Below are 25,778 nucleotides of genomic sequence, written 5' to 3'. Positions count from 1 at the left end.
GACGCAGCATGCGGGCTGCGCGATTACAGATCCAGCGTCAGGGTCAGGCCGACCGTGCGCGGTGCGGCGATGAACGCGCTGTCGCTGCCGTCCACGCCTTCCAGATAACGCTTGTCGGTGAGGTTGCTGACGTTGAGGTCCAGCTTCATGCCCTGCAGTTGCGTAGTCAGCTGCGACAGGCTCAGGCCCAGGTGCGCGTCGAAGGTGGTCACGCCGTCCAGGCTGTTGCGGTTGGACGCATCCAGGTAACGCTTGCCGAGGTAGCGCCCGGAGATGCCGAACGCCCAGGCCTGGCCCTGCCAGTCGGCCGAGGCCACCAGGGTGTTGCGCGGCTGGCCGATGACCTGTGAACCCTGGGCGATCTCAAGTGCCTTGTCGCGGTCGGCGTCGCCGCTGCCCAGGTAGGTCGCCTTGTTGAAGGTGTAGGCGCCGTTGACCCGCCAACCGTTGTCCCAGCGTAGCCCAGCGCCGCTTCCACGCCGCGCGCATGCACGCCGCCGAAGTTCTCGTAGACGCCGTCGGTCTGGCCGATGTAGTCGATGCCGCTGACGAAGTTTTTCGGCACGTAGACGATGCGGTTGTCGAAGCGGATGTCGTACACGGTGACGCTGCCGGTCAGCGGCCAGCGGCTCATGCGCAGGCCCAGCTCGATGTTGTCGGCGGTCTCCGGCTTGACCAGGCTCAGCACCACCGGATCGGTCTCGCCGAGCACGCCCGAGGGGATCGCAGCGAAGTTCTGCGAGTAGCCGGCGAAGGCTTCCAGGCCCTGCACCGGGGTGGTCCAGGTCAGGCCGGCGGAGACCAGCGGATCGGAATGCGAATCCGATTCGACGTGTTCGCTGTCGCCGATGCGGCGGTCGCGGGTCTGGTCGACGAAGAACTGCTTGACGCCCACGCGCCAGGCGAAGTCGCCGTAGCGCATCACGTCTTCCACGTAGTACATGCGCTCGTCGGTGTCGTAGTGGTCCTTGAACTGCACCCAGTACGGCACGTGGTCGAAGGCGATGTTGGTGCCGACGTTGAGCAAGCGGTGCCAGTCGCGGGTGACGCTGCGCTGGTATTTTTCCAGCCACACGCCGCTGCGCACGGTGTTGTCGATCGCGCCCAGGTCGGTGCGCCATTCGGCGTCGGCGGTGACGCCGGCGCGGTGGTTGTCATAGTGGCTGTGGCGGTAGGACTGCACCGCCTGCGAACCGGCCGGATAGCAGGCCGGATCCGACTTGGCCGGCAGTGTGGCGCTGCCGCTGCAGTCGGCCAGCATCGTCGCCGCCGCGCCGGTGGGAGTGACGAAGTAGATCTCGCCCAGGTCGCTGCCGCCGTACACGGTGTGTCCGCCGGTGTATTCGGATTCGGGCTTGCCGCTGCCGTCGTTGGTGACGTTCACCAGGTATGGCGGGATCCAGTCGCCGCGGCCTTCCATGCGATGCGCGTAGCCTGCGAGCGTGGCCTTGAAGCCGTTGCCGCCGTCGAACGCGCCGCGCAGGTAGCCGAAGGTGTTCTTGCGCAGCGCGCGCGAGCCGGAACGGTAGTTCTGGTCCAGATACGGAATGCCGGTGAGGGTGCCGGTCAGCAGGTCGTGCTCGGGATCGCGCGCGAACTGCTCGGGGGTGACGCTGCTGTACTCGGATTCGTCGGCGTCGTCGTAGGACAGGTAGCCGCTGAGCTTCCACGCGCCCAGGTCGCTGTCGAACTTGCCGGCGAGATGATCGCGGGTGGTGTGGCCGCTGCCGTCGATCCAGTCGGTGTTGCTGCTGTGCGAGGCGCTGAGCCAGGCCTTGCTGGTGCCGATCAGGCCGGTGTCGTAGCGGGCGTAGTACTTGCGCGCCTCGTTGTCGCCGATGCCCACCGCCATGCGCACGCGCTGCGCGTCGAGCGGTTCGCCGGTCAGGTAGTTGAGCGTGCCACCCAGCGCTTCGTTGGAGCGCGACGCGATGTCGGCCGTGCCCTGGCTGACTTCGACCGTTTCCAGATCCAGCGTGTCGATGAAGCGGTTGGCCTTGGAGCCGCCGCCGTAGGCCGAGCCGCCGTTGGGCAGGCCGTCGATGGTGGTACCGATCTGCTGCGTATCGCGGTTGCTGACGAAGCCGCGCATGCTGATCTGCGTGCCCCAGTCGGAGGAGCCGAACGCATCGGCCTCGGTCACGATCACCCCGGGCAGCTCGTTGAGCGCGTCGTTGACGCTGCCCATCGCGAACTGGCGGTCCAGCATCTCCTTGCTGACGCTGGTCTTGGCGTAGGTGGTGGCCTGGCCGACGACCTGCACCTGATCCAGCGTGGAAACCTGCGCGCCGGCGTTTGCCGCGGGAGCGTCGGCGTCTTCGGCGGCCTGGGCATGGGCGACCATCGCCGACAGTAGCAGGGCGAGGGTCGTGCGCCGCGGAGTACGGAAGCTTTTCGGAAAATTCATCAAAAGTGAACGCTTGTATGTGGGGGTTGTGATGGTGTCGACAGATGATTGCGTGTGTGTGACCGCCTGTTTGCGGCAGGCGCCACTTGGGGGCGCATCCGAAACACGGCATGCGCAGCGCGCGTACGCGCGGCGAGGTGTGCGGATACGCAGCGTCGCTGCCGAGCAGCCAGCACCTGGCGGGCCGTATCGCTTGCATGCATGGCAGGTTCTGGCAGGCAGCCGGTGCCGTCGCGCATCGCGCGTAACGACATCCGCGCCCGCCACGCGGCATCATTGCCGCCGCCGCCAGCGTCCCCCCCCCACGACGGATGCACTGCCCGATGAGCCACGAACTGATCTACCTGCTGTTGATCTTCGCCCTGCTGGTGATCCCGCGCGCGCTACAGCGCTTCAAGCTGCCGGCGCCGCTGACCTGCCTACTGTTCGGCATCGTCGCGATGCTGGCGATGGGCGAGCGGGCGCATGATGCGGTGATCGCGCTGCTGGCCACGCTCGGCATCTCCTCGCTGTTCCTGTTCGCCGGTCTGGAGGTGGACCCGAAGGCGCTGCGCCGCGGGTTGTGGCCGCTGCTGCTGCACCTGCTGGTGCGCGGCGGCACCTTGTTCGGGGTCGGCTGGCTGGCCTGGCGCTACGCCGCGCTACCGTGGCAGGCGGCCGGGTTGCTGGCGCTGGCCCTGCTGACCCCGTCCACCGGCTTCATCATCGATTCGCTGGGCCGGCTCGGGCTCGGCGAGCAGGAGCGCTTCTGGGTCACCAGCAAGGCCATCGCCGGCGAATTGCTGGCGCTGGCGGCGTTGTTCGTGATCCTGCAGGCCGGCGATCCCTGGCGAATGGGCCTGTCCAGCCTGGCGTTGCTGGCGATGCTGGTCGGCCTGCCGCTGCTGTTCGTGGCGCTGGGACGCTGGGTGGCACCACAGGCGCCCGGGTCGGAGTTCTCGCTGCTGGTGATGGTCGGTCTGATCGCCGCCTACATCACCTATTCGCTGGGCGTGTACTACCTGGTCGGCGCGTTCATCGCCGGGCTGGTCGCGCGCCTGCTGCGCCAGCGCATGCCGCTGCTGGCCTCCGACGAGAACCTGCAGGCGGTGCGGCTGTTCGCTTCGTTCTTCGTGCCGTTCTACTTCTTCAATGCCGGCACCAAGGTGCCGAGCGGGGCGCTGAGCCTGCGGGCGCTGGGACTGGGCCTGGCGCTGACCGCGTGCGTGCTGCCGTTGCGTATCGGCATCGTCTGGCTGCAGCGGCGGCTGCTGTTCGGCGAGGATGCGCGCAGCAGCCTGCGGGTGTCGCTGGCGCTGGCGCCGACCCTGATCTTCACCCTGGTGCTGGCCGGGATCCTGCGCGAGCGCTTCGCCATCGCCGATGCGCTGTTCGGCGCGCTGCTGCTGTATGCGGCGCTGAGCACGCTGCTGCCGTCGCTGCTGTTCCGCATGCCGTTCGACGTGGACCCGGTCGAGGCCGCGCCGTTGCCGGCGGCGCCGGCCCAGGGCCTGATCGAGGCGCCGGCTGCGCAAGAGCCGGCACCACCGTCGGTCCATCCGCCGCGGCCGGCGCTGCCGCAGGCGGCCGTTTGAGCGGCCCGCGGTTCCCGAACCCGCGCAGCGCCGCTGCGGCCCGCCGGGAAATGCAGGACAGGGCGCCACGCGCCGGTATCGCTTGAAAGCCGGCGCCCGGGCCCCATACTGGCTGCCTGTGTTCCTTTCGCGTTTTTGCCGCCATGCCGATCTATGCGTTCCAATGTGCCGAGTGCGGTCACAGCTTCGACCGCCTGCAGAAGCTGTCCGATCCCGACCCCGATACCTGTCCGTCCTGCGGCGCGTCCGCGGTCAAGCGCCAGCTGACCGCACCGTCGTTCCGCCTGTCCGGCAGCGGCTGGTACGAGACCGACTTCAAGAAGGACGGCGACAAGAAGCGCAACCTGGCCGAGTCCGGCAGCGGCAGCGCCGGCGAGGCCAAGCCTGCCGCCGCGGCGGCCTCCACCGACAGCGCGGCCAAGCCTGCCGCAGCGCCCGCGGCCACGCCGGCGCCGGCCGCCAAGCCTGCTGCGACCTGAGCGGGGCGTCCCGGGGCGGGGCGTCCCAAAAGCGCGAACGGCCCGCAGTCGCCTGCGGGCCGTTCGCGTTCCTGCACAGCGGGATTCAGCGCGCGCCGAAGCGTGCCCGGCAACCTTCCTTGACCCACACCGCATTGCCCTCGTAGCCCCAGTTGCGGCCCTCGACGCAGGTGGTGCCGGACAACTGCTGGATCACGCTCGGGCGGCCCTGGCCGCGATCCCAGGCGCAGCTGCGCAGGCGCTTGTCGTCGCTGCTGCAGGTCACCGAGTAGTCGTCGCCGGATGGCGGGCGGCCCGGACCCCAGCCGCCGCCGCCGCGGCCTTCGGCGAACTCGCCGCGGCAACCGTCGTCCACCCACACCGTGCCGTCGCGCTGGCCCCAGCTGCGGCCTTCGATGCAGCGGGTGTCGGACAGTTGCCGGACCAGCACCGCATTGCGCCAGCCGGTGTTGCAGACGCGCTGGCGCTGGTCCTGGCTCTCGCAGCGGATGGTGCCGCCCGGGCCGGGACCTGGGCCAGGACCCGGCCCGGGCCGGCCGCCGTCGCCCCAACCGCCACGGCCCTCGGCGAAGCGGCCGCGGCAACCGCCGTCCACCCACACCACGCCGGGGCCGGAACCCCAGGTCTGGCCTTCGATGCACGGCGAGTCCGACAGTGCGCCGACCAGCCGCGCGCGGCCGCGGAACGGGGTCGCGCACTGGCGGCGCCTGCGGTCGTTGCTGGAGCAGGCGACGGTCTGCGCGTCGAAGCCAGGCTCCGGCCGCCATTGGCCGCTGCTGCCGCGCAGCGAGGTGGAAATGTCCTGCTGGATGCGGCCGAAGCCCCAGCCGCGGTCGATCTGGTCCAGGTAGAACTCCAACTGGTCGTCGGGGATCTGCCGGCCGCGGGTCTGGTCGGCGTATTCGCGCTCGATCACCCGCACCCGGCTCGGCACCGACAGCTGCCGCAGGTCCTCCGGCGCGTAGGCGCGCGCGCTTTGCGCGGCCACCGGCCCGCTGGCCAGGGCCAGTCCGGCCACCAACAACCACCCGCTCAGTTGCTTCAACATGGGTCCCCTCCGATGCCCGTGACGGTGGGCGGACTATAGCCTCACGGAAACTTAAGGCCAGGTGAGTTGCGGCGCGATTTGCCCGGGCCGGCGCCGCGCCGCAGAATATCCGGCTTGCCGGCGCGTTCTGCGCCGGCGGCCCCACCTTGGAGTTTGCGATGCGTACCCACTTCTGCGGCCTGGTCGACGAGACCTTGATCGGCCAAACCGTCACCCTGGCCGGCTGGACCGATGTCGCCCGCAATCTCGGCGGGGTCTGCTTCATCGACCTGCGCGACCACGAGGGCATCGTGCAGGTGACGGTGGAGCCGGAGAGCGCGGAAGTGTTCGCGGTCGCCGCCTCGCTGGGTTACGAGGACGTGCTGCAGGTGGAAGGCGTGGTGCGTGCGCGGCATGCGGTCAACGACAAGCTGCGCAGCGGCAAGGTCGAGGTGATCGCCACCCGCATCACGATCCTCAACAAGGCCGCGCCGCTGCCGTTCCATGCGCACGAGAACCCGGGCGAGGAAACCCGCCTGAAGTACCGCTATCTGGATCTGCGCCGTCCGGAGATGCAGCGCATGCAGCGCACCCGCATCAAGTTGGTGCAGGCGCTGCGCCGCTACCTGGACGAGCGCGGCTTCCAGGACATCGAGACCCCGATCCTGACCAAGGCCACCCCGGAAGGCGCGCGCGACTTCCTGGTGCCGGCGCGCATGCATCCGGGCGAGTTCTATGCACTGCCGCAGAGCCCGCAGCTGTTCAAGCAGATCCTGATGGTGGCCGGCTTCGACCGCTACTACCAGATCGCGCGCTGCTTCCGCGACGAGGCGCTGCGCGCCGACCGCCAGCTCGAGTTCACCCAGCTCGACATGGAGTTCGCGTTCGTGCGCGAGCGCGATGTGCAGGATGCCGTGGAGCAGATGATCCGTCACATCTTCAAGGAAGTGGTGGAGGTGGAGCTGGCCGCGCAATTCCCGCGCATGACCTGGGCCGAAGCGATGCGCCGCTTCGGCTCGGACAAGCCGGACCTGCGCATCGGCCTGGAACTGATCGACGTGGCCGAGTTGGTCAAGTCCAGCGAGTTTCCGGTGTTCACCGCTGCTGCCAACGACGCCGCCGGCCGCGTCGCCGCGCTGCGCATTCCCGGCGGCGCCACGCTGTCGCGTAAGCAGATCGACGACTACGCCGCGCACGCGGCCAAGTACGGCGCCAAGGGGCTGGCCTACATCAAGTTGTCGGACACCGGCGAAATCAGCTCGCCGATCGCCAAGTTCTTCTCCGAAGCGGCCTTCGCCGCACTGGTCAAGCACATCGGCGCCGGCAACGGCGACATCGTGTTCTTCGGTGCCGGCGGCTACAACACCGTCTCCGACTTCATGGGCGCGCTGCGGCTGAAGGCCGGCAAGGACTTCGGCCTGGTCGCCGCCGGCTGGGCGCCGCTGTGGGTCACCGATTTCCCGATGTTCGAATGGGACGAGGAAGCGCAGCGCTACGTCGCCCTGCATCACCCCTTCACCGCGCCGGCGGTGGACGACATCGCGCAGCTGCGCACGCATGCCAGGACCGCGGTATCGCGCAGCTACGACATGGTGCTCAATGGCAATGAAATCGGCGGCGGTTCGATCCGCATCCACCGTCCGCAGATGCAGAGCGCGGTGTTCGAACTGCTCGGCATCGGCGCCGAGGAAGCGCGCGCCAAGTTCGGCTTCCTGCTCGATGCGCTGAACTACGGCGCGCCGCCGCACGGCGGCATCGCCTTCGGTATCGACCGCATCGCCGCGCTGATGGCCGGCACCGAATCGATCCGCGACGTGATCCCGTTCCCCAAGACCACCGGCGCGCAGGACCTGATGACCGACGCGCCGTCGCCGATCGCCGACGCGCAGCTGGCCGAAGTGCACGTGCAGGTGCGCGCCAGGCCGGTGCAGGGCTGATCGATGGCATTGGCGATCCGCCAGGCCACCGCGGACGACGCCGCCACCCTGGCGGCGCTGGCCGCGGCCACCTTCACCGAGACCTTCGGGCATCTGTATTCGCCGCAGGACCTGCATGGCTTTCTCGACCAGACCTACACCGCCGCGCGGCAGCGCACCATCCTGCAGCACCCGGACTACGCGGTCTGGCTGCTGGAGGACGACGGCGTGGCGGTGGGCCATGCCGCGGCCGGCCCCTGCGGCCTGCCGCATGCCGAGGTGCGGCCCGGCGATGGCGAACTGAAGCGGCTTTACCTGCTGCGTTCGCACCAGAACAGCGGCTGGGGCAGCCGCCTGTTCGAAACCGCGCTGGCCTGGCTGGAACGCGAAGGCCCGCGCACGCTGTGGATCGGCGTGTGGTCGGAAAACTTCGGCGCGCAGCGTTTCTACGCGCGCTACGGCTTCGAGAAGGTCGGCAGCTACGAGTTCCCGGTCGGGCAGACCCGCGATCTGGAGTTCATTCTGCGCAGCGTGCCGCGGCAGTAGTCTGGCCGTCGGCCCGCAGGGACGGCAGCGCATTGCCTCGCAGGCTTTGCGCCCTGTTGAACGCCTGATCGCGGTTGGTAAGGCGGCACGTTTTCGGCGCAGTCGCCGTTGTCACTCGGAAGTGCCCTGCATGCCAGGACATGCAGCGGAGCCCTTCTTTGACGATGCCGCCGCATGCCGGCAGGGCGTGTCGTTCATGCCCATCCATTCGTCGTTGCTCGCGCATGCGCAACAAGAACGATCCGTTGGAGACTGAACGACACGCCCTGTTGGGAAACGCTCTGGCCGGTCGCCCGGTCAGTTGGGCTGCAGTTCCCAGGTCTGGTTGGGATTGCCCAGGCAGTCCCACATCTGCACGCGTGCGCCGTTGCTCCTGCCGCCTTCGGAGTCATCGAGGCACTTGTTGTTGAGGTCGCTACGGATCTGCCCGCGAATCCGCCAGGCTTGCGCGGCGCTTCCATTGCAGGTGGCCATCAGGATGGTGTTGCCGTTCGCGCCGGAGTTCCCCCTGGCTTCAAGGCAGTTGCCGCCGTAGCCGACGATCGCGCCATTCGTGCCCAGCGCCCATTTCTGGTACTTGTTCCCCGAACAGTCCCAGAGTTGCACTGCCGTGCCATTGGTCACGCCGCCGCCCATCACGTCGAGGCAGCGTCCGCTGGACACCTGGATGGCGCCGGTGGCCGGATCGAAATTCCAGGTCTGGTTGCTGCCGCCGAGATTGTCCCAGGTCTGCAGGCGCGCGCCGTTGCCAGATCCGCCGTTGACCACGTCCAGCACCTTGCCGCCAGTGGCGATGATGGAGGACGAGCGGAAGTTCCAGCGCTGGTTGGACGCGCTCACCGCCTGGTAGAGCTGCACGCCCGCGCCGTTGCTGGTGTTCACCCCGGCGATATCCAGCACCTTGTCGGTGCCGTAGTTGCGCAGCGCCCGGGTTTTGCTTTGCCACTGCCATTTCTGCTGGCGCAAGCCGTTGCATCCCCAGACCTGCGTCCGCGCCGTGTTCTCGGTGCTGCCATCCACCACGTCCAGGCACTTGCCGGAGGGGCCGACGATCTGGCCTGGCGAACTCGAGTCGTCGAACGGCACGACGGTCGCTCTGTATTGAACGACGCGCGGAATGGTGAGCATGAACGCGGTCGCGTTGTCGGCTTCGGCAATCACGCCGCAGGCCTGTCCATAGCATCCCTGGATCGCGGGAGTCGAGTAGATGTTGACTTCGCGCTGGCCGTTGACGGGGTAGGCCATCACCGTGTGGAAGCTGCCCACGTCGCTACGGTGCCCGTAGTTATAGCCGGTTTCTTGCCCGGTTTCGCGTTGGTGATGCGAACCCAGCAGGTGCCCGAGTTCATGTCCAAGCGTCGTCGAGTAGCAGTAGTAGTTGCCGTCGACGCCATCGGAAACAATCGCGTACGCATAGCGAGAATCGGTGCTTCCATTGACCCAGGCGATGCCGCAGCTGTTTTGGCTGGCGCTATTGAAGCGGCGGACCAGTGCGACCAGATCGGCGCCGTAGTTCTCGCGCACTTGGCGAATCGGGCGGAATGCGTCGTTGTAGGCCTGGATCCAGGTCAGTTCGTCCAGCGCCTGGTTATTGTCGTTGTTGTTGGTATAGCCGACTTCGATGATGCCGACCAGGCGATAGCGCGCCTGCACATTGGCATTGACGAAGGCCTGATTGGCGACCTCGACCAGATTGGTCAGCACCGTCTCTATGGCCGATTCCCCGCCCCGATATGCCTTGTAGTCCGGCGTATAGCCCAGCACCACGTCGATCGTATTGGTGGAGGTGGTGCCGGCAGCGGCATTGACCTTGCCCAAATTGCTGTAGTTGGGAATGACGCCGGTGGCCGCCGCGCGCGGCGCAGCGTTGGCGCTGGGCAACATCTCCCGGGCATCGCCACGCCTGCTCGGCGCCGCCGATCGCACTTCGACTTCGGATGCCGCCATCACATAAGGTTGCCCCTCGACGGTGGAAATCCGGTAGACCTTGCCGCCGCTGGCGCCGAGCGAACCAAACACCGCGTTCTTGCCGAAGGTGATGACCGATTCCTCACCCACCAGCGCGCCGGGCAAACGTCCCACCCAGGTCCAGTTGCCGTTCTTGCCTTCCGTGTGGCGGACGTAATCCATCTGCAGCCGGGTGCCGTCGGGCGCGACGATCGTCATCTTGCCCTCCATCGTGGCGCGCAACGCATAACGCTCGCTGATGCGCGCAGGAAAGAGCTCGAATGGACCTTCCTTGGTCGGCTTGGCGTGGCCGACATAGGTGACCAGCGTGCCGTCGTCCGGTGCGTCGAAGTAGGGAGAGGTGCCTGGGGCGAGCTGCGGCGCGGCGCCATTGGCGGCGCTGCGGGCAAGAGCGGTTTTGACCGGGGCTTGGCCCTGCGCGGCGGCTTGGCCGGCGTTGAATGCGGCATGAGAGGCCCCGCTCTTCGAGACGCAACCTCCGAGCCAGACGCCGGCCGCCACGGCGATGCAGGATGCCAACATGATGCCTCTGTTATACATGCAGCGCTTCTCCTTGATGATTGCGCAGACCTGCGTTTCGATCCTGTTTCCGTCGTCCGCCGCCAGGCGGGCTGGCCCTGGACTGCATCCGGATTGAGAATTCCTTGGCGCGTCAGTTGATGCGTGGGATTGAATTTTCCATGTGCCTGCTCTGTCACTCCCGTGGCTATCGCGATGCCATGCAGCGATTGCTCCATACATGCACGACGGCGCGGGTTTTTTCGCCGTTGCTGCATCGCGTGGACGTAGCAAGGGACTACTCTGCGTTAACGGCCGGTAGTGCGCTTTCTTGAGGCAACTGGGGCGAGAATGTCGCCTTGATCGTTCGAGCTGTGACGCTTTACCGTTTCGCGGGCGCGCGGCTGTCCGCGCTGGTGCATGCAGCTGAGGCGGCGCGCATGTGCGCCGCGAACGCCGCGGCCGGTCCGTTGCCGCAGGTCCTGTTGCTGCACGGGATCTGGAACAACCGCGCCTGGCTCGGGCCGCTGGCCTGGCGGCTGCGCCGCGATGGCTTTCGTGTCGCCAGCTTCGGCTATTCGACCGCGTTCGGCGGCGCCGAGGCGGCGCTGCCGCGGCTGCAGCAGCGGATCCAGCGCCTGGCGCCGCAGGGGCCGGTGGCGCTGGTCCGGGTACAGCCTGGGCGGGCGGATCGCGCTGCATGCCTTGCGCCAGGCGCCGTCGGGTGACCCGGGGGTGGCTGCCTGGGCACGCCGCTGGCCCGCAGCGCGGCGGCACAGGCGCTGTTGCGACGCGGCCTTGGCATCGCCCTCGGGCGCAGCGCGGCCTTGCAGCAGCAGGGTCTCGGCCGCTGGGACGGGCGCGCGGCGGTCGCTATGCTGGCCGGCAGCATCGCCGATGCGGGCGCGGCGGCGCAATCGAGTAAAATCCGCCGCTTGTCCTTACTGATGTCCGGAACCCCCCATGGGTAGAGGCCCCTCGATCGAAGCCCGCAAGAACGCATCCGATGCGAAGCGCGGCAAGATTTTCACCAAGATCATCCGCGAGATCGGCGTCGCCGCGCGCGCCGGCGGCGGCGACCCGTCCAACAACCCGCGCCTGCGCGTGGCGATGGACAAGGGGCTGGCCTCGAACATGTCCAAGGACGTGATCGAGCGCGCGATCAAGAAGGCCACCGGCGAGCTGGAAGGGGTGGAGTACGAGGAGATCCGCTACGAGGGCTATGCCCCGGGCGGGGTGGCGGTGATCGTCGATTGCCTGACCGACAACCGCGTGCGCACCGTGGCCGACGTGCGCCACGCGTTCAGCAAGTGCGGCGGCAACATGGGCACCGAAGGCTCGGTGGCGTTCATGTTCAAGCGCCTGGGCGTGCTCAGCTTCGCTGCCGGTGCCGACGAGGAAGCGATCACCGAAGCGGCGATCGAGGCCGGCGCCGACGACATCGTGGTATATCCGGAGGACGGCGCGATCGACGTGCTGACCTCGGCGGATGCGTTCCAGGCAGTCAAGGACGCGATGCAGGCGGCCGGCCTGGTCGCCGACCATGCCGAGATCAGCTTCCGCGCCGACAACGACATCTCCGTGGAAGGCGACACCGCGCTGCAGGTGCGCAAGCTGCTGGACATGCTGGAAGACCTGGACGATGTGCAGGCGGTCTATTCCAATGCCGATCAGTCCGCGTTGAGTGGCGGCTGAGGTGGCGGCGGCCGGGACTCGGGACTCGGGACTCGGGACTCGGAACGGCGAGTCGACGGGGCCTGATGGATCGCCGGTGCCCCGGGGCGTACCCGCTCAAACCGTCCGCGTCGCCAGCCCTTCGAGTCCCGAGTCCCGAGTCCCGAGTCCCGGCAGAGTCCGCATCCTCGGCATCGACCCCGGTTCGCAGCGCACCGGCGTGGGCATCATCGACATCGACATCGACGGCAGCGGCCGCACCATCCATGTCTACCATGCGCCGTTGCTGCTGCTCGGGGAAGGCGACTTCTCGCAGCGGCTCAAGCGCCTGCTGCACGGGCTGGGCGCGCTGATCGAGCAATACCAGCCGCAGGAAGTGGCGATCGAGCGGGTGTTCATGGGCAAGAGCGCCGACGCGGCGCTGAAGCTCGGCCACGCGCGCGGCGCGGCGATCTGCGCGGTTGTGCTGCGCGACCTGCCGGTGCACGAGTACGCGGCCAAGGAGATCAAGCTGGCGATCGTCGGCAAGGGGGCGGCCGAGAAGCAGCAGGTGCAACATATGGTCGGTCTGATGTTGAGTCTGACCGGAAAACTGCAGGCCGACGCCGCCGACGCGCTGGCGGTGGCCATCACCCATGCCCACGTGCGCGCCACCGCGCAGCGCCTGGGCGTCAGTACGCAGCAGGCTTGGAGCAGGAAATGACGAAATGTATCGGGACTCGGGACTCGGGACTCGGGACTCGGAACGGCGGATTGTCGCGTTCCGAGGAATCGCCGCCGTGCCGGGTCGTGCCCGTTCATCCCCATCGTGCCGCCAGCCCCTCGAGTCCCGAGTCCCGAGTCCCGAGTCCCGACGGAGCGCCCCGATGATCGGCCGTCTGCGCGGCATCCTCGCCTACAAGCAGCCGCCGTGGCTGGTGATCGACGTGGGTGGGGTCGGCTATGAGCTGGAGGCGCCGATGAGCACCTTCTACGATCTGCCCGACGTCGGCCGCGACGTGATCCTGTTCACCCACTACGCGCAGAAGGAGGACAGCGTATCGCTGTACGGCTTCCTGCGCGAGGGCGAGCGGCGCCTGTTCCGCGACGTGCAGCGGGTCACCGGGATCGGCGCCAAGATCGCGCTGGCGGTGCTGTCAGGGGTCAGCGTGGACGAGTTCGCACGGATGGTCACCAGCGCCGACGTCACCGCGCTGACCCGCATCCCCGGCATCGGCAAGAAGACCGCCGAGCGCATGGTGGTGGAGCTGCGCGACCGGGCCGCGGACTTCAGCGGCGGCGCGCCGGTCAGCGGCCAGCTCGGCACCGATGCGGTGTCCGAGGCCACCGTGGCGCTGCAGCAGCTCGGCTACAAGCCGGCCGAGGCGGCGAAGATGGCGCGCGACGCCGCCGCCGACGGCGACGAGGTCGCCAGCGTCATCCGCAAGGCCCTGCAGGCCGCGTTGCGCTGACCGCGCGCCGTACCTCCTTCTTCACGCCTCGCGGCGCTAACCTGACTTCGCCATGTCCTCGAACCACACTGCTACTCCCGCCCCCTGCGACGGCAACGATGCCGCGCACGGCAAGACCGGTTTCGCCGTGGTGCTGGGCGCCATCGGCGTCGTCTTCGGCGACATCGGCACCAGTCCGCTGTATACCTTGAAGGAAGCGTTCTCGCCGCATTACGGCCTGACCCCGGACCACGACACGGTGCTGGGCATCCTGTCGCTGGTGTTCTGGGCGTTGATGATCGTGGTGACGCTCAAGTACGTGGCGATCATCATGCGCGCCGACAACGATGGCGAGGGCGGCATCATGGCGCTGACCGCGCTGACGCAGCGCACGCTGCCCGGCGGCTCGCGTTCGGTATACGTGGTCGGCATCCTGGGCATTTTCGGCGCCTCGCTGTTTTTCGGCGACGGGGTGATCACCCCGGCCATTTCGGTGTTGTCGGCGGTGGAGGGCCTGGAAGTGGCGGCGCCGCGGCTGCACAGCTTCGTCGTGCCGATCACGGTGATGGTGCTGGTGATGCTGTTCGTGGCGCAGCGCTTCGGCACCGAGCGGGTCGGCAAGGCGTTCGGTCCGATCACGGTGCTGTGGTTCCTGGCGCTGGGCGCGATCGGCGTCTACAACCTGACCAAGGCGCCGGAGGTGCTGCACGCACTCAATCCGTGGTGGGGCGTGCGCTTCTTCGCCGAGCACAACTGGCACGCGGTGTTCGTCCTCGGCGCGGTGGTGCTGGCGGTCACTGGCGGCGAAGCGCTGTATGCGGACATGGGCCATTTCGGCGCCAAGGCGATCCGCTATTCGTGGAATTTCCTGGTGCTGCCGATGCTGACCCTGACCTACCTGGGGCAGGGGGCCTTGATGCTGCGCGACCCGGCGGCGGTGCGCAATCCGTTCTACGAATCGGTGCCGGAGTGGGGCCTGTACCCGATGATCGTGCTGGCCACCGCGGCCACCGTGATCGCCTCGCAGGCGGTGATCACCGGCGCCTACTCGGTGGCCAGCCAGGCGATCCAGCTCGGCTACATCCCGCGCATGCACATCCGCCACACCTCGCATTCGACGATTGGCCAGATCTACATTCCCGGGGTCAACTGGATGCTGCTGGCGCTGGTCATCATGGCCGTGCTGGGCTTTGGCAATTCCACCGCACTGGCCACCGCCTACGGCGTTTCGGTCACCGGCACCATGCTCATCACCACTGTCCTGATGGTCATCTATGCGCGCGCCAATCCGCGCGTGCCCAGGGTCCTGCTGTGGATGATGGCGGTGGTGTTCGTGGCGGTGGACTGCGCGTTCTTCTACGCCAATATCATCAAGTTCATGGATGGCGCCTGGTTCCCGCTGCTGTTGGGATTGATCCTGTTCACCCTGATGCGCACCTGGCGTCGCGGTCGCAAGCTGCTGCAGGGTGAGATCCGCAAGGACGGCATCAAGCTCGATACCTTTCTTCCCGGGCTGATGCTGGCGCCGCCGGTGCGTGTGCCGGGGACCGCGGTGTTCCTGACCGCCGATCCGCTGGTGGTGCCGCATGCGCTGATGCACAACCTCAAGCACAACAAGGTGCTGCACGAGCGCAACGTGTTCCTGACCGTGGAGACCCTGCCGGTGCCGTACGCCACGGCCAAGCAGCGGCTGAAGATGGACGCCATCGGCGACGAGTTCTACCGGGTGATCGTGCGCTTCGGCTTCATGGAGACCCCCGACGTGCCGCTGGCGCTGATGCGCTCCTGCGACCAGGGTGGCATCTACTTCGACCCGATGGACACCACCTATTTCGCCAGCCGCGAGACCATCGTGGCCAGCGCCAACCGCGGCATGCCGATCTGGCGCGACAAGCTGTTCGCGGTCATGCACCGCAACGCCGCCCCGGCCACCGGCTTCTTCCGCATTCCGGGCAACCGGCTGGTGGAGCTGGGGGCGCAGGTGGAGATCTGAGTGGGGCCGGGACTCGGGTTTCGGGACTCGGGACTCGGAAAAGCGGCAGTTTGCCTGCCAGTTGCCTACAATAGTCGGATGCCGACCTGCGCCCGTGCCACTGTCCGTTTGCCGATAATCCGTCCGATGGCCGGAGCGTTTGCCGAGTCCCGAGTCCCGAGTCCCGAGTCCCGCTGATGGACCGCATCATCGCCAGCAGCGCCACCCGCGAAGACGACGCGGTCGAGGCCAGCATCCGTCCCAAGCGTCTGGCCGACTACCTCGGCCAGCAGCCGGTGCGCGAGCAGTTGTCGATCTATATCGAAGCGGCCAAGGCGCGCGGCGAGGCGCTGGACCATGTGCTGATCTTCGGGCCGCCGGGCCTGGGCAAGACCACGCTCAGCCATGTCATCGCCAACGAACTGGGGGTCAACCTGCGGGTGACCTCCGGCCCGGTGATCGAGAAGGCCGGCGACCTGGCGGCGCTGCTGACCAACCTGCAGCCGCACGACGTGCTGTTCGTGGACGAGATTCACCGCCTGTCGCCGGTGGTCGAGGAAGTGCTGTATCCGGCGATGGAAGACTTCCAGATCGACATCATGATCGGCGAGGGCCCGGCCGCGCGCTCGATCAAGATCGACCTGCCGCCGTTCACCCTGATCGGCGCCACCACCCGCGCCGGCCTGCTGACCGCGCCGCTGCGCGACCGCTTCGGCATCGTGCAGCGCCTGGCGTTCTATACCCCCGAAGAGCTGGGCAGGATCGTGCGCCGCTCCTCCGGCATCCTCGGCATCGCCTGCGACGCCGACGGCTGCGCCGAGATCGCGCGGCGCGCGCGCGGCACCCCCCGCATCGCCAACCGGCTGCTGCGGCGGGTCCGCGATTTCGCCCAGGTCCGCGCCGGCGGCCACATCGACCTGGACGTGGCGCAGGCGGCGATGCAGATGCTCGGGGTCGATCCGGAAGGCTTCGACGACCTGGATCGGCGCCTGCTGCGCACCATCATCGACTACTTCGACGGCGGCCCGGTCGGGGTCGAGTCGCTGGCCGCCTCGCTGTCGGAAGAGCGCGGCACCCTGGAAGACGTGATCGAGCCCTACCTGATCCAGCAGGGCTACCTGATCCGCACCGCGCGCGGGCGCATGGCGACCAACAAGGCCTATCTGCACTTGGGCCTGAAGCCGCCGCGGGACTCGGGACTCGGGACTCGGGACTCGGGAGAGCTGCTTTGAATTGCGGTATCGCCATGGCGCACCGGGCTTTCTCTTCGACCAGGTCGGTTTAATGACCACCGAGTCCCCAGTCCCGAGTCCCCAGTCCCGGCTATTCAGTTGGCCGACACGCATCTACTGGGAAGATACCGACGCCGGTGGCGTGGTCTACCATGCACGCTACGTCGCCTTTCTGGAGCGGGCGCGCACGGAGTGGCTGCGCGCGCTGGGCTACGGACAGGAGCGCCTGCGCCTGCAGCACGATCTGGTGTTCGCGGTGCGCGCGATGCAGCTCGACTTCCTGCGCCCGGCTCACCTGGACGATACCCTGCAGGTCGGCGTCGCGCTGTCGCAGTGCAAGCGCGCCAGCCTGCTGTTCGCGCAGTCGATCCACCGCGACGGCGAGTTGCTGTTGCGCGCGCAGGTGAAGGTGGCGGCGCTGGGCGCCGGCAACTTCCGCCCGCGCGGCATCGACGACGCGTTGTACGACATGTTGAAAGCTCTCGAAATCACTGAAACCGAATTACTGAGGAACGACGGATGATCGCATTGCTCCTGGCCCTGCAGGACACGGTGGCGGAGGCGCTACCGCAGGACGTGACCCAGACCGCCGCGCAGGCCGTCGCCAGCACCGCCGCCCATGGCGGCATCAACTACCTGGATCTGCTGATCAAGGCCAGCCTGCCGGTCAAGGTGATCGTGCTGCTGCTGCTGCTCGGCTCGCTGATCAGCTGGGTGATCATTTTCCGCAAGGCGCGGGTGTTCAAGCAGGCCAACCGCGACGCGGACGACTTCGAGAACCGCTTCTGGTCCGGTACCGACCTGACCAAGCTCTACGCCGGGGCGGCCGACCGCAACCGCGTGGTCGGCGGGCTGGAGGCGATCTTCGAGGCCGGGTTCCGCGAGTTCACCCGCCTGCGCGACAAGCGCAAGCTCGACGCGCGGATCCAGCTGGAAGGCGCGCAGCGGGCGATGCGCGCCACCTATGCGCGCGAAGTGGACCGCCTGGAGCGCAACCTGGAGCTGCTCGCCAACATCGGTTCCACCGCGCCGTACGTCGGCCTGGTCGGCACCGTGTTCGGCATCATGGTGACCATGCACGACATGCTCAACAGCGGCCAGCAGGCGGGCATCGCCGCGGTCGCGCCGGGCATTTCCGAGGCGCTGTTCGCCACCGCCATCGGCCTGTTCGTGGCGATCCCGGCGGTGTGGGCGTACAACCGCTTCACAACCCGGGTCGAGCGGATGGCGGTGCGCTTCGAGACCTTCTCCGAAGAGTTCAGCTCCATCCTGCAGCGCCAGGCCAGCGGCGACTGAGCGCCGCCGCGCGCTCTGCCCACGACCCCAGGATTCCCGCATGACTGCCGCCATTTCCCGCCGCAAACGCCGCAAGCTCAAGTCCGAGATCAACGTCGTGCCGTACATCGACGTGATGCTGGTGCTGCTGATCATCTTCATGGTCACCGCGCCGCTGCTCAGCCTGAGCGTGGACGTGGACCTGCCCGATTCCACCGCGCGTTCGGTGGAAAGCAAGAAGGACCCGGTCATCGTCACCGTCGACGGCGAGGGCCGCTACACCCTGACCCTGCAGGACGGCAAGCCGGAGAAGATCGGCGCGCCGGAACTGAAGGCGAAGATGCAGGCCTTCGTCAGCCAGAACAAGGACGTGCCGGTGTTCGTCGCCGCGCCCGGCAGTTCCAACTACCAGCTGGTCATGGACACCATGGTCATGCTGCAGCAGGCCGGCGTTCCCAAGGTGGGCCTGATGAGCCAGCCCGGTACCAATGCACGCTGAAGCCGATTCCCGACCGCCCCGCGACCAGGACAGCGACCAGGGCCTGATCGTCGGCGTGCTCCTCGCGCTGGCCGTGCACGTGCTGCTCGGGCTGCTGTTCTTCCTTGCCTGGTGGTGGTCGCCGGTGCGCGAGGTGGAACCGGCCGCCGGTTCGCCGATGGTCGAGGCCTCGCTGGTGGTCTCGGCTGCCGACGTGCGTTCGGCGCAGAAGGCGGTGCAGGACGCGCCCAAGCCCCTGCCCGACCCGCTGCCGGAACCGGTCAAGGAGGTCGCCGAGGACGACACGGTGCCGCCGCCGCAACCGGTGCCCGTGCCCAAGCCGCAGCAGGCGCCGACCGAGCAGCAGCAGAAGGCGCAGGACTTCATCCCGGTGCCGGACAAGGTCGACCAGGACCGCGCCAGCCGCACCGCGATCTCGCAGGAAAAGGAGAAGCAGGAGCAGGAAGCCAAGCGCCGCCAGGAGCAGATCGACCTGACCGAGCAGAAGCGCCAGCAGGAGGCCGAGCAGAAGCAGCGCCTGGCCGCGCAGCAGGAAGAGGAGCGGCAGAAGAAGATCGCCGACATCCGCAAGCAACGCGAGCAGGCCGACCGCGAGGCCAAGCTGGCCGAGCAGAAGTTGCGCCAGCTGGCCGACGTGCGCGCCAAGCAGGCCTCGGCCACCGCCGCGTCCACGCCGCAGGCCACACCCGGGCAGAACGGCACCAATACCGACCTGTCGGCCAAGTACGCCGCGGCGATCCAGCAGGCGGTGCTGAGCCAGTGGGTGCGCCCGGATTCGGTGCCGCTGGGGCAGAAGTGCAAGATCGCGATCAAGCAGATCGTCGGCGGGCAGGTGATCGAGGCCAAGGTCAGCCCCGACTGTCCCTACGACGAAGCCGGCCGGCGCTCGATCGAGGCCGCGGTGCTGCGGGCGCAGCCGTTGCCGTACCGTGGCTTCGAATCGGTGTTCGCGCGCGATCTGACCTTCAACTTCACTGCGCAGGATCGGTGAGACGCCGGGACTCGGGACTCGGGACTCGGGACTCGGGACTCGGGACTCGGGACTCGGGACTAAAAGCTTGCGCTTTCACTCGCGGGCAGCGCGATAGGCGATAATCCGGGCTTCCTGCCATCGGCTTCACATATCGATGGTTCATGATTGCGAATACGTTCACCCGCGCATTGCTATCTCTTGCGCCTTTCCCGAGTACCGCTGAGCGACCCATGAAGAAACTGCCGCGCTGGCTTGCCGTCCTGACTGCCCTGTTGCTCCCCCTGGCCGCGTTCGCGCAGGACAAGGGCCTGGAAATCGACATCGTCGGCGGCAACGCGTCGGCGACCCCGATCACCGTCGTGCCGATGCCCTATCAGGGTTCGGCGGCCGCACCGTCCACCGACGTGTCCGCCGTGGTGCGTGCCGACCTGGACCGTTCCGGCCAGTTCCGCAACCTGCCCGAGGCGCAGATCGTCGAGCGCCCGACCCGCGGCAGCGAAGTGCAATACGCCACCTGGCGCGCGCTGAAGCAGGATTACCTGGTCGCCGGCCGGGTGATGGATGCCGGCGAGGGCACCTACCGGGTCGAGTACGAACTGTTCGACGTGGCCAAGGGCGAGCGCATGCTCGGCCTGGCGATGACCGCGCGCGCCAGTGCGATGCGCGACGTGGCGCACCAGATGGCCGATGCGATCTACGAGAAGATCACCGGCGTGCGCGGCGCGTTCTGGACCCGCATCGCCTACGTCACCGCCAGCGGCAAGGGCGGGGCGATGCGCTATGCGCTGATGGTCGCCGACTCCGACGGCTACAACCCGCAGACCATCGTGCGCTCGGCCGAACCGCTGCTGTCGCCGAACTGGAGCCCGGACGGCAAGAAGCTGGCCTACGTCAGCTTCGAGCGCGGCAACTCCTCGATCTACCTGCAGGACATCGCCACCGGCGCCCGCCAGCTGGTGTCCAGCTTCCGCGGCATCAACGGCGCGCCCTCGTTCTCGCCGGACGGCCGCAAGCTGGCCCTGGCGCTGTCGCGCAGCGGCAACCCGGAGATCTACGTGATGGATCTGGGCAGCAAGCAGCTGACCCAGCTGACCAACCACTTCGGCATCGACACCGAGCCGACCTGGGCGCCGGACGGCAGCAGCATCTACTTCACCTCCGATCGCGGCGGCCGGCCGCAGATCTACCAGGTGGCGGCGACCGGCGGCAGCGCCAACCGGGTCACCTTCCAGGGCAACTACAACGCCACCGCCAGCGTGTCTTTCGACGGCAAAAAGATCGCCGTCGCCCAGGGCAGCGGCAATACCTACAAGATCGCGATGATGGACCGCAGCCTGGGTTCGCCGCGCTGGAGCACATTGTCTACGGGGTCGTTGGACGAGTCGCCGAGCTTCGCTCCGAACGCCAGTATGGTCCTGTACGCCGCCCGCGAAGGCGGGCGAGGGGTGCTGTACGCGGTCTCGGCCGATGCCCGCGTCCGTCAGCGCCTGGTCCTGGCCGATGGCGACGTGCGCGAGCCGTCGTGGTCGCCGTACCGGACGGCGCGTTGACGCGTAAGTTTGATGTTAATATTTCGCTGCGTTGAACCCCTTTTCGGCTCAGGAGCCATATAGGTATCCCCATGAACAAGACCACCCGCGTACTGCTTGTTTCGCTGTTGTCCGTCGCAGCTCTGGCCGGCTGCTCCAAGAAGGTCAAGGAAGTTCCCCAGACCGACACCACCGGCACCACTGGCACCACCACCCCGACCGGCCCGTCCACCTCCGGCCTGTACGGCCCGGGCGATCTGGACACCGATGCCTGCCTGCGCCAGCGCGTGGTCTACTTCGATCTGGACCAGGACTCGCTGAAGCCGGAGTTCCAGGCGATCATGGCCTGCCACGCCAAGTACCTGCGTGACCGTCCGTCCTCGCGCATCACGCTGCAGGGCAATGCTGACGAGCGCGGTTCGCGCGAGTACAACATGGGCCTGGGCGAGCGTCGTGGCAACGCCGTGTCTTCGGCGCTGCAGGCTGCCGGCGGTTCGGCTGCGCAGCTGACCGTGGTCAGCTACGGCGAAGAGCGTCCGGTGTGCACCGAGTCGGGCGAGTCCTGCTGGTCGCAGAACCGCCGCGTCGAGATCGTGTACACGGCTCAGTAATAGATGCGTATCGGTGTCCTTACATCGATGATCGTCGCGGCGGCCCTGGTGGCCGCCGCGCCGGCTCATGCGCAGCGCGCAAGTCTCGCCGATCGCGTGTCCGCGCTCGAGCAGCAGGCCATGAACACCCAGGGCAACACCGACATGCTGAACCAGCTCAACCAGCTGCGGACGCAGGTGCAGTCGCTGGAGGCCACGATCGAGCAATTGCAGCACGACAACGAACAACTCAAGCAGCGCGCCAAGGACCAGTACCTGGACCTGGACGGCCGCCTGAACCGGATCGAGGGTGGCGCGACGCCGCCGTTGCCGCCGGCTGGGGCTGCCGCACCCGCCGTTTCCGCACCTGTCGCCAAGCCGGCTGCCGCCGTTCCCGAACGGCCGCCGTCGGTGCATGGCGACGCCGGCACGCTCGCCGCCAGCGGCGACGAGCGCACCAGCTACAACGTCGCCTTCGACGCGCTGAAGGCCGGCAAATACGCCGACTCGGCGAATCTGTTCCAGAGCTTCCTCGAGCTGTACCCGAACGGCGTGTATGCCCCCAATGCCTTGTACTGGCTGGGCGAGAGCTATTACGCCACCAAGAATTTCCCGCTGGCCGAGGCGCAGTTTCGCGACCTGATCGGCCGCTACCCGACCCACGACAAGGCCTCCGGCGCGCTGCTCAAGCTGGGCCTGTCCCAGTACGGCGAAGGCCGCGCCCAGGATGCCGAGCAGACCCTGCAGCAGGTGATCAGCCAGTATCCGGGATCGGATGCCGCGCGCACCGCGCAGGACCGCCTGCAGTCGATCCGCATCGGCCAGCAGTTGCGCTGAGCCCCCGAACGCTGCCGCCATCGTCGCGGGGGCATACTTTCCCGCCATGGCCGCCGTTCCCAGCGATATCGTTCAAAGCCCGCTACCGCGCCTGAAGCTGACGGAGATCTTCCTGTCGCTGCAGGGCGAGGCCGACAGCGCCGGCTGGCCGACCGTGTTCGTGCGCCTGACCGGTTGCCCGCTGCGCTGCAGCTATTGCGATACCGCCTACGCTTTCCACGGCGGGCAGTGGTGGGACATCGACGCGATCCTGGCCGAAGTGGCGCGCCACGGCGTGCGCCATGTCTGCGTGACCGGCGGCGAGCCGCTGGCGCAGAAGCGCTGCCTGCGCCTGCTCGAGCAGCTGTGCGACGCCGGCTACGACGTATCGCTGGAAACTTCCGGCGCGCTGGACATCGCCGAAGTGGACCCACGCGTGTCGCGGGTGCTCGACATCAAGACCCCGGCCTCGCAGGAGGCCCAGCGCAACCGCTGGGAAAACCTGCCGCTGCTGAGCGCGCGCGACCAGATCAAGTTCGTGCTGTGCGGCCGCGCCGACTACGACTGGGCGCGCGCGATCGTCGCCGAACACCGCCTGCACGAGCGCTGCACCGTCTGGTTCTCGCCGAGCAAGAGCGAACTGGCGCCGCGCGAGTTGGCCGACTGGATCGTCGCCGACCGCCTGCCGGTGCGCTTCCAGATGCAGCTGCACAAGCTGCTGTGGAACGACGAGCCGGGGCGTTAGCGGCGCGGGCGCGCAGCCGGGAATCGGCAATGGAGCAACCGGAATCGGCAAAGCGCAGCATTGCAGGCGTCTTGTTGCTGGCCTCGCTTCCGCTTCCCTAAAACCGGCGATCCTCCCTGTTCGGTGCGGCTGCTACGCTCTACCCATTCGCGTTTCTCCATTCCCCATTCCCGGCACCCCAATGAAAAACGCCGTCGTCCTACTCTCCGGTGGCATGGATTCCGCCGTTGTCGTCGCCATCGCCCGTGAGCAGGGCTATGCCGTGCATGCGCTGAGCGTCAGCTATGGGCAGCGGCATACCTCCGAACTGGACGCGGCCACGCGCGTGGCCGCCGCGCTCGGCGCGGTGGCGCACAAGACCGTCAACGTCGACCTGCGCAGCATCGGCGGCTCCGCGCTGACCGACGACATCGAGGTGCCGGACGCGGGCGGCGAGGGCATCCCGGTCACCTACGTGCCGGCGCGCAACACCATCATATTGTCGGTGGCGCTGGGCTGGGCCGAGGTGCTGGGCGCGGCGGACATCTTCTGCGGCGTCAACGCGGTGGACTACTCCGGCTACCCGGACTGCCGTCCCGAGTTCATCGACGCGTTCCAGACCCTGGCCAACCTGGCGACCAAGGCCGGCGTGGAAGGCGCCGGCCTGCGCGTGCACGCGCCGCTGCAGCGCATGAGCAAGGCTGACATCGTGCGCGAGGGCGAGCGCCTGGGCGTGGATTTCGGCCTCACCGTGTCCTGTTACCGCGCCGATGCCGACGGCCGCGCCTGCGGTCACTGCGACGCCTGCCGGCTGCGCGCCGCCGGCTTCGCCGATGCAGGCGTGGCCGACCCGACCCGCTACGCCTGATTTCGCGTTGACCCGGAGGCTGGGGTAGACTACGCACCCGGCGCAAAGCCTGGACGTTGTTTTGGGCCGTTAGCTCAGTCGGTAGAGCAGAAGACTTTTAATCTTTTGGTCGATGGTTCGAATCCATCACGGCCCACCAATTCGATCAGCGATTCAAGCGTCGCCTTCGCTGGTTTCGCCAACGTCTCCTGAAATCACGCCTGAAAACGCTGGCGGTGAACGGGTATGCGGAACTTCGGTTGCCGCAGTGAGTGCGACGCCGGCGATACGTCGAGCGAATCCGCAGGCAGCGTTCGTAGTCGAAGCTTCTTTGCCCTGCACCCAGCGGCCTGGGTGCAAGTCACTGTGGGAAGGGCTTGGGTCGCGACAAGCGCAGCAACTGAGCACGCCCGGTTCAAGCGCGTTGCCGGTCGCCCTGCATGCTGCGCGTCGCCGTGCGCAGAACCGCCCCAGGAATCCCGGAGGCTCCATTACTTGAAAAGATGGAGCCATGAGCAGAGCAAGCAAGTTCTCCCCGGAGATCCGGGAACGGTCGGTGAAGATGGTTCTGGAGCACCAGGGCGAGTACGACTCGCAATGGGCGGCGATGGTATCGGTGTCGGCCAAGGTGGGCTGCACAGCCGAGACGCTACGGGGTTGGGTGAGGCAGCACGAGCGCGACGTTGGCAAGCGCGACGGGATGACGAGCACCGAGAAAGAGCGCATCAAGGCGCTTGAGCGCGACGTTCGCGAGCTGCGTCAGGTCGACGCAATCCTGCGCAAGGCGTCGGCCTATTTTGCGCAGGCGCAGCTCGACCGCCCCTTCAAGCGATGAAGCAGTTCATCGATGAGCATCGTGATGTCCATGGGGTCGAGCCGATCTGCAGGGTGCTGCCGATCTCCCCGTCGACCTACCACGCGCACGCGGCCAGGATGGCCGATCCGCAGTTGCGCTGCGCACGCCCGAAGACCGACGAGGCGTTGACGGCGCAAGTCCAGCGCGTGTGGGACGAGAACTTCAAGGCTACGGTGTGCGCAAGGTCTGGCGGCAACTGCGACGCGAACAGTTCGACGTGGCGCGATGCACCGTGCAGCGGTTGATGAAGCCGCAGGGCTTGCGCGGCGTCATGCGAGGCAAGACCGTGCGTACGACGGTGAGCGACCCGAAGGCACCGTGCCCGCTGGATCATGTGAAACGGCGATTCAAGGCCGATCGGCCTAACGCGTTGTGGGTCAGCGATTTCACGTACGTGTCGACGTGGCAAGGATGGGTCTATGTCGCCTTCGTCATCGACGTCTTCGCCCGTCGCATCGTGGGCGGGAAGGCGTCGTCCTCGATGCAGACGGACTTCGTGCTCGACGCGCTCGAACAGGCGCTCTACGCGCGCAAGCCGGTCGGCCCGGATCGCCTGATTCACCACAGCGACCGAGGCGTTCAGTACGTGTCGATCCGCTACACAGAGCGGCTCGTGGAGGCCGGCCTGGAGCCCTCGGTAGGCAGCGTAGGGAACTCCTACGACAACGCGCTGGCCGAGACCATCAACGGCCTCTACAAGGCCGAGGGGGTCTGCTCAAAAGATCGTGAACAGGGTCTAAGTTGTGGTCGGGCGCATGGACCATGGCGTGATTCGCCTGAAGCTGTGAGCCACGGTCGCGATTGCGCACAACTGGGCATGTCTTCACAGTCGCGACAAGATGCAATGACCTATCTGTTGCAAAGCGGTGACAGATCGCTTGTTCGTGGCAGCGGTGGCGGCTATGCTCGGGACACAGAAGCAGACAGGAGCAAGCGATGTATTGCC

21 protein-coding genes, 1 tRNA gene, 2 pseudogenes and 1 other annotated feature are annotated in these 25,778 nt (G+C 67.5%); of the genes and pseudogenes, 21 read left to right on the top strand and 3 right to left on the bottom strand.

From position 1 onward, the window contains the following. Positions 1 to 23 precede the first annotated feature (23 nt). Positions 24 to 2,407, bottom strand: a pseudogene (locus tag KHF85_RS14405) (TonB-dependent receptor). A gap of 323 nt (positions 2,408 to 2,730) precedes the next feature. Between KHF85_RS14405 and KHF85_RS14400 the strand changes: the two are divergent. Together KHF85_RS14400 and KHF85_RS14395 are read left to right on the top strand one after the other, a co-directional pair. Beyond that, on the top strand, positions 2,731 to 3,981 hold the full coding sequence (locus KHF85_RS14400; RefSeq protein WP_284567187.1) for a cation:proton antiporter: 1,251 nt from the start codon (positions 2,731 to 2,733) through the stop codon (positions 3,979 to 3,981). Between the two features lie 143 nt (positions 3,982 to 4,124). After that, positions 4,125 to 4,460 (top strand): FmdB family zinc ribbon protein, encoded by a 336-nt coding sequence (locus KHF85_RS14395; protein ID WP_064538072.1) that lies wholly within the window; start codon positions 4,125 to 4,127, stop codon positions 4,458 to 4,460. An 85-nt stretch (positions 4,461 to 4,545) separates the two neighbouring features. Here KHF85_RS14395 and KHF85_RS14390 read toward each other — a convergent pair whose 3' ends face one another. Beyond that, positions 4,546 to 5,508, bottom strand: coding sequence for a DUF3011 domain-containing protein (locus tag KHF85_RS14390; RefSeq protein ID WP_284567186.1), 963 nt, complete (start codon positions 5,506 to 5,508; stop codon positions 4,546 to 4,548). 158 nt (positions 5,509 to 5,666) lie between these two features. Here KHF85_RS14390 and aspS point away from each other — a divergent pair, with 158 nt between their 5' ends. Together aspS and KHF85_RS14380 are read left to right on the top strand one after the other, a co-directional pair. After that, entirely contained in the window at positions 5,667 to 7,424 is a 1,758-nt protein-coding gene (gene aspS, locus KHF85_RS14385; RefSeq protein WP_284567185.1) for an aspartate--tRNA ligase, read from the top strand. Positions 7,425 to 7,427: 3 nt separating this feature from the next. Further along, positions 7,428 to 7,949, top strand: a complete 522-nt coding sequence (locus KHF85_RS14380; protein WP_284567184.1) for a GNAT family N-acetyltransferase — start codon at positions 7,428 to 7,430, stop codon at positions 7,947 to 7,949. A gap of 297 nt (positions 7,950 to 8,246) precedes the next feature. Here the strand turns inward: KHF85_RS14380 and KHF85_RS14375 are convergent, their stop codons facing one another. Next, on the bottom strand, positions 8,247 to 10,457 hold the full coding sequence (locus tag KHF85_RS14375; protein WP_284567183.1) for a ricin-type beta-trefoil lectin domain protein: 2,211 nt from the start codon (positions 10,455 to 10,457) through the stop codon (positions 8,247 to 8,249). A 332-nt stretch (positions 10,458 to 10,789) separates the two neighbouring features. Between KHF85_RS14375 and KHF85_RS14370 the strand changes: the two genes are divergently transcribed. The 17 genes and pseudogenes from KHF85_RS14370 to KHF85_RS14290 all read left to right on the top strand — a co-directional run. Further along, positions 10,790 to 11,143: an esterase/lipase family protein gene (locus KHF85_RS14370; protein WP_284567182.1), complete on the top strand. Its 354-nt coding sequence runs from the start codon at positions 10,790 to 10,792 to the stop codon at positions 11,141 to 11,143. Between the two features lie 235 nt (positions 11,144 to 11,378). Continuing rightward, positions 11,379 to 12,110, top strand: a complete 732-nt coding sequence (locus tag KHF85_RS14365; protein WP_284567181.1) for a YebC/PmpR family DNA-binding transcriptional regulator — start codon at positions 11,379 to 11,381, stop codon at positions 12,108 to 12,110. 163 nt (positions 12,111 to 12,273) lie between these two features. After that, positions 12,274 to 12,792, top strand: coding sequence for a crossover junction endodeoxyribonuclease RuvC (ruvC, locus tag KHF85_RS14360; RefSeq protein ID WP_284569560.1), 519 nt, complete (start codon positions 12,274 to 12,276; stop codon positions 12,790 to 12,792). Between the two features lie 163 nt (positions 12,793 to 12,955). Then, positions 12,956 to 13,540 (top strand): Holliday junction branch migration protein RuvA, encoded by a 585-nt coding sequence (ruvA, locus tag KHF85_RS14355; RefSeq protein WP_003478950.1) that lies wholly within the window; start codon positions 12,956 to 12,958, stop codon positions 13,538 to 13,540. A gap of 52 nt (positions 13,541 to 13,592) precedes the next feature. Next, positions 13,593 to 15,512: a potassium transporter Kup gene (locus KHF85_RS14350; protein ID WP_284567180.1), complete on the top strand. Its 1,920-nt coding sequence runs from the start codon at positions 13,593 to 13,595 to the stop codon at positions 15,510 to 15,512. A 176-nt stretch (positions 15,513 to 15,688) separates the two neighbouring features. After that, the gene (ruvB, locus tag KHF85_RS14345; protein ID WP_284567179.1) at positions 15,689 to 16,723 is read left to right on the top strand and encodes a Holliday junction branch migration DNA helicase RuvB; all 1,035 of its coding nucleotides are present in this window, start codon (positions 15,689 to 15,691) and stop codon (positions 16,721 to 16,723) included. Positions 16,724 to 16,775: 52 nt separating this feature from the next. Then, positions 16,776 to 17,246 carry a tol-pal system-associated acyl-CoA thioesterase gene (gene ybgC / locus KHF85_RS14340; protein WP_064538067.1) on the top strand — a complete coding sequence of 157 codons (471 nt, stop codon included), beginning with the start codon at positions 16,776 to 16,778 and terminating at the stop codon, positions 17,244 to 17,246. Beyond that, complete coding sequence (tolQ, locus tag KHF85_RS14335; RefSeq protein ID WP_003478956.1) at positions 17,243 to 18,019, top strand: protein TolQ; 777 nt, start codon at positions 17,243 to 17,245, stop codon at positions 18,017 to 18,019. Before ybgC ends, tolQ begins: the two co-directional genes overlap by 4 nt. Before the next feature lie 40 nt (positions 18,020 to 18,059). Beyond that, positions 18,060 to 18,497: a protein TolR gene (gene tolR / locus KHF85_RS14330; RefSeq protein WP_053833786.1), complete on the top strand. Its 438-nt coding sequence runs from the start codon at positions 18,060 to 18,062 to the stop codon at positions 18,495 to 18,497. After that, positions 18,487 to 19,488, top strand: coding sequence for a cell envelope integrity protein TolA (gene tolA / locus KHF85_RS14325; RefSeq protein ID WP_053840462.1), 1,002 nt, complete (start codon positions 18,487 to 18,489; stop codon positions 19,486 to 19,488). The genes tolR and tolA overlap by 11 nt, the downstream gene beginning before the upstream one ends. A 212-nt stretch (positions 19,489 to 19,700) precedes the next feature. Further along, positions 19,701 to 21,020: a Tol-Pal system beta propeller repeat protein TolB gene (gene tolB, locus KHF85_RS14320; RefSeq protein ID WP_284567178.1), complete on the top strand. Its 1,320-nt coding sequence runs from the start codon at positions 19,701 to 19,703 to the stop codon at positions 21,018 to 21,020. Between the two features lie 71 nt (positions 21,021 to 21,091). Next, entirely contained in the window at positions 21,092 to 21,610 is a 519-nt protein-coding gene (gene pal / locus KHF85_RS14315; protein ID WP_009581525.1) for a peptidoglycan-associated lipoprotein Pal, read from the top strand. Positions 21,611 to 21,613: 3 nt separating this feature from the next. Then, positions 21,614 to 22,426: a tol-pal system protein YbgF gene (gene ybgF / locus KHF85_RS14310; protein WP_284567177.1), complete on the top strand. Its 813-nt coding sequence runs from the start codon at positions 21,614 to 21,616 to the stop codon at positions 22,424 to 22,426. A gap of 46 nt (positions 22,427 to 22,472) precedes the next feature. Then, complete coding sequence (queE, locus tag KHF85_RS14305) at positions 22,473 to 23,150, top strand: 7-carboxy-7-deazaguanine synthase QueE (RefSeq protein WP_053838661.1); 678 nt, start codon at positions 22,473 to 22,475, stop codon at positions 23,148 to 23,150. Positions 23,151 to 23,331: 181 nt separating this feature from the next. Continuing rightward, complete coding sequence (queC, locus tag KHF85_RS14300) at positions 23,332 to 23,997, top strand: 7-cyano-7-deazaguanine synthase QueC (RefSeq protein ID WP_284567176.1); 666 nt, start codon at positions 23,332 to 23,334, stop codon at positions 23,995 to 23,997. A gap of 63 nt (positions 23,998 to 24,060) precedes the next feature. Continuing rightward, positions 24,061 to 24,136 (top strand) — tRNA-Lys (locus tag KHF85_RS14295). Between the two features lie 351 nt (positions 24,137 to 24,487). Beyond that, positions 24,488 to 25,538, top strand: a pseudogene (locus tag KHF85_RS14290) (IS3 family transposase); the annotation flags it as partial. After that, positions 24,766 to 24,882: a sequence feature (AL1L pseudoknot), on the top strand. It overlaps the preceding pseudogene by 117 nt. Positions 25,539 to 25,778: the final 240 nt, after the last annotated feature.

The sequence above is a fragment of the Xanthomonas graminis pv. graminis genome (genome assembly GCF_030168915.1).
Classification (GTDB): domain Bacteria; phylum Pseudomonadota; class Gammaproteobacteria; order Xanthomonadales; family Xanthomonadaceae; genus Xanthomonas_A; species Xanthomonas_A translucens.
This window is presented reverse-complemented; position numbering and strand designations above follow the sequence as displayed.

What these genes read in the sequence shown, in the direction of transcription:
- KHF85_RS14400 (WP_284567187.1), top strand. Translation starts at nt 2,731, where the DNA reads ATGAGCCACGAACTGATCTACCTGCTGTTGATCTTCGCCCTGCTGGTG.
- KHF85_RS14395 (WP_064538072.1), top strand. Translation starts at nt 4,125, where the DNA reads ATGCCGATCTATGCGTTCCAATGTGCCGAGTGCGGTCACAGCTTCGAC.
- KHF85_RS14390 (WP_284567186.1), bottom strand. Translation starts at nt 5,508, where the DNA reads ATGTTGAAGCAACTGAGCGGGTGGTTGTTGGTGGCCGGACTGGCCCTG.
- aspS (WP_284567185.1), top strand. Translation starts at nt 5,667, where the DNA reads ATGCGTACCCACTTCTGCGGCCTGGTCGACGAGACCTTGATCGGCCAA.
- KHF85_RS14380 (WP_284567184.1), top strand. Translation starts at nt 7,428, where the DNA reads ATGGCATTGGCGATCCGCCAGGCCACCGCGGACGACGCCGCCACCCTG.
- KHF85_RS14375 (WP_284567183.1), bottom strand. Translation starts at nt 10,457, where the DNA reads ATGTATAACAGAGGCATCATGTTGGCATCCTGCATCGCCGTGGCGGCC.
- KHF85_RS14365 (WP_284567181.1), top strand. Translation starts at nt 11,379, where the DNA reads ATGGGTAGAGGCCCCTCGATCGAAGCCCGCAAGAACGCATCCGATGCG.
- ruvA (WP_003478950.1), top strand. Translation starts at nt 12,956, where the DNA reads ATGATCGGCCGTCTGCGCGGCATCCTCGCCTACAAGCAGCCGCCGTGG.
- KHF85_RS14350 (WP_284567180.1), top strand. Translation starts at nt 13,593, where the DNA reads ATGTCCTCGAACCACACTGCTACTCCCGCCCCCTGCGACGGCAACGAT.
- ruvB (WP_284567179.1), top strand. Translation starts at nt 15,689, where the DNA reads ATGGACCGCATCATCGCCAGCAGCGCCACCCGCGAAGACGACGCGGTC.
- ybgC (WP_064538067.1), top strand. Translation starts at nt 16,776, where the DNA reads ATGACCACCGAGTCCCCAGTCCCGAGTCCCCAGTCCCGGCTATTCAGT.
- tolQ (WP_003478956.1), top strand. Translation starts at nt 17,243, where the DNA reads ATGATCGCATTGCTCCTGGCCCTGCAGGACACGGTGGCGGAGGCGCTA.
- tolR (WP_053833786.1), top strand. Translation starts at nt 18,060, where the DNA reads ATGACTGCCGCCATTTCCCGCCGCAAACGCCGCAAGCTCAAGTCCGAG.
- tolA (WP_053840462.1), top strand. Translation starts at nt 18,487, where the DNA reads ATGCACGCTGAAGCCGATTCCCGACCGCCCCGCGACCAGGACAGCGAC.
- tolB (WP_284567178.1), top strand. Translation starts at nt 19,701, where the DNA reads ATGAAGAAACTGCCGCGCTGGCTTGCCGTCCTGACTGCCCTGTTGCTC.
- pal (WP_009581525.1), top strand. Translation starts at nt 21,092, where the DNA reads ATGAACAAGACCACCCGCGTACTGCTTGTTTCGCTGTTGTCCGTCGCA.
- ybgF (WP_284567177.1), top strand. Translation starts at nt 21,614, where the DNA reads ATGCGTATCGGTGTCCTTACATCGATGATCGTCGCGGCGGCCCTGGTG.
- queE (WP_053838661.1), top strand. Translation starts at nt 22,473, where the DNA reads ATGGCCGCCGTTCCCAGCGATATCGTTCAAAGCCCGCTACCGCGCCTG.
- queC (WP_284567176.1), top strand. Translation starts at nt 23,332, where the DNA reads ATGAAAAACGCCGTCGTCCTACTCTCCGGTGGCATGGATTCCGCCGTT.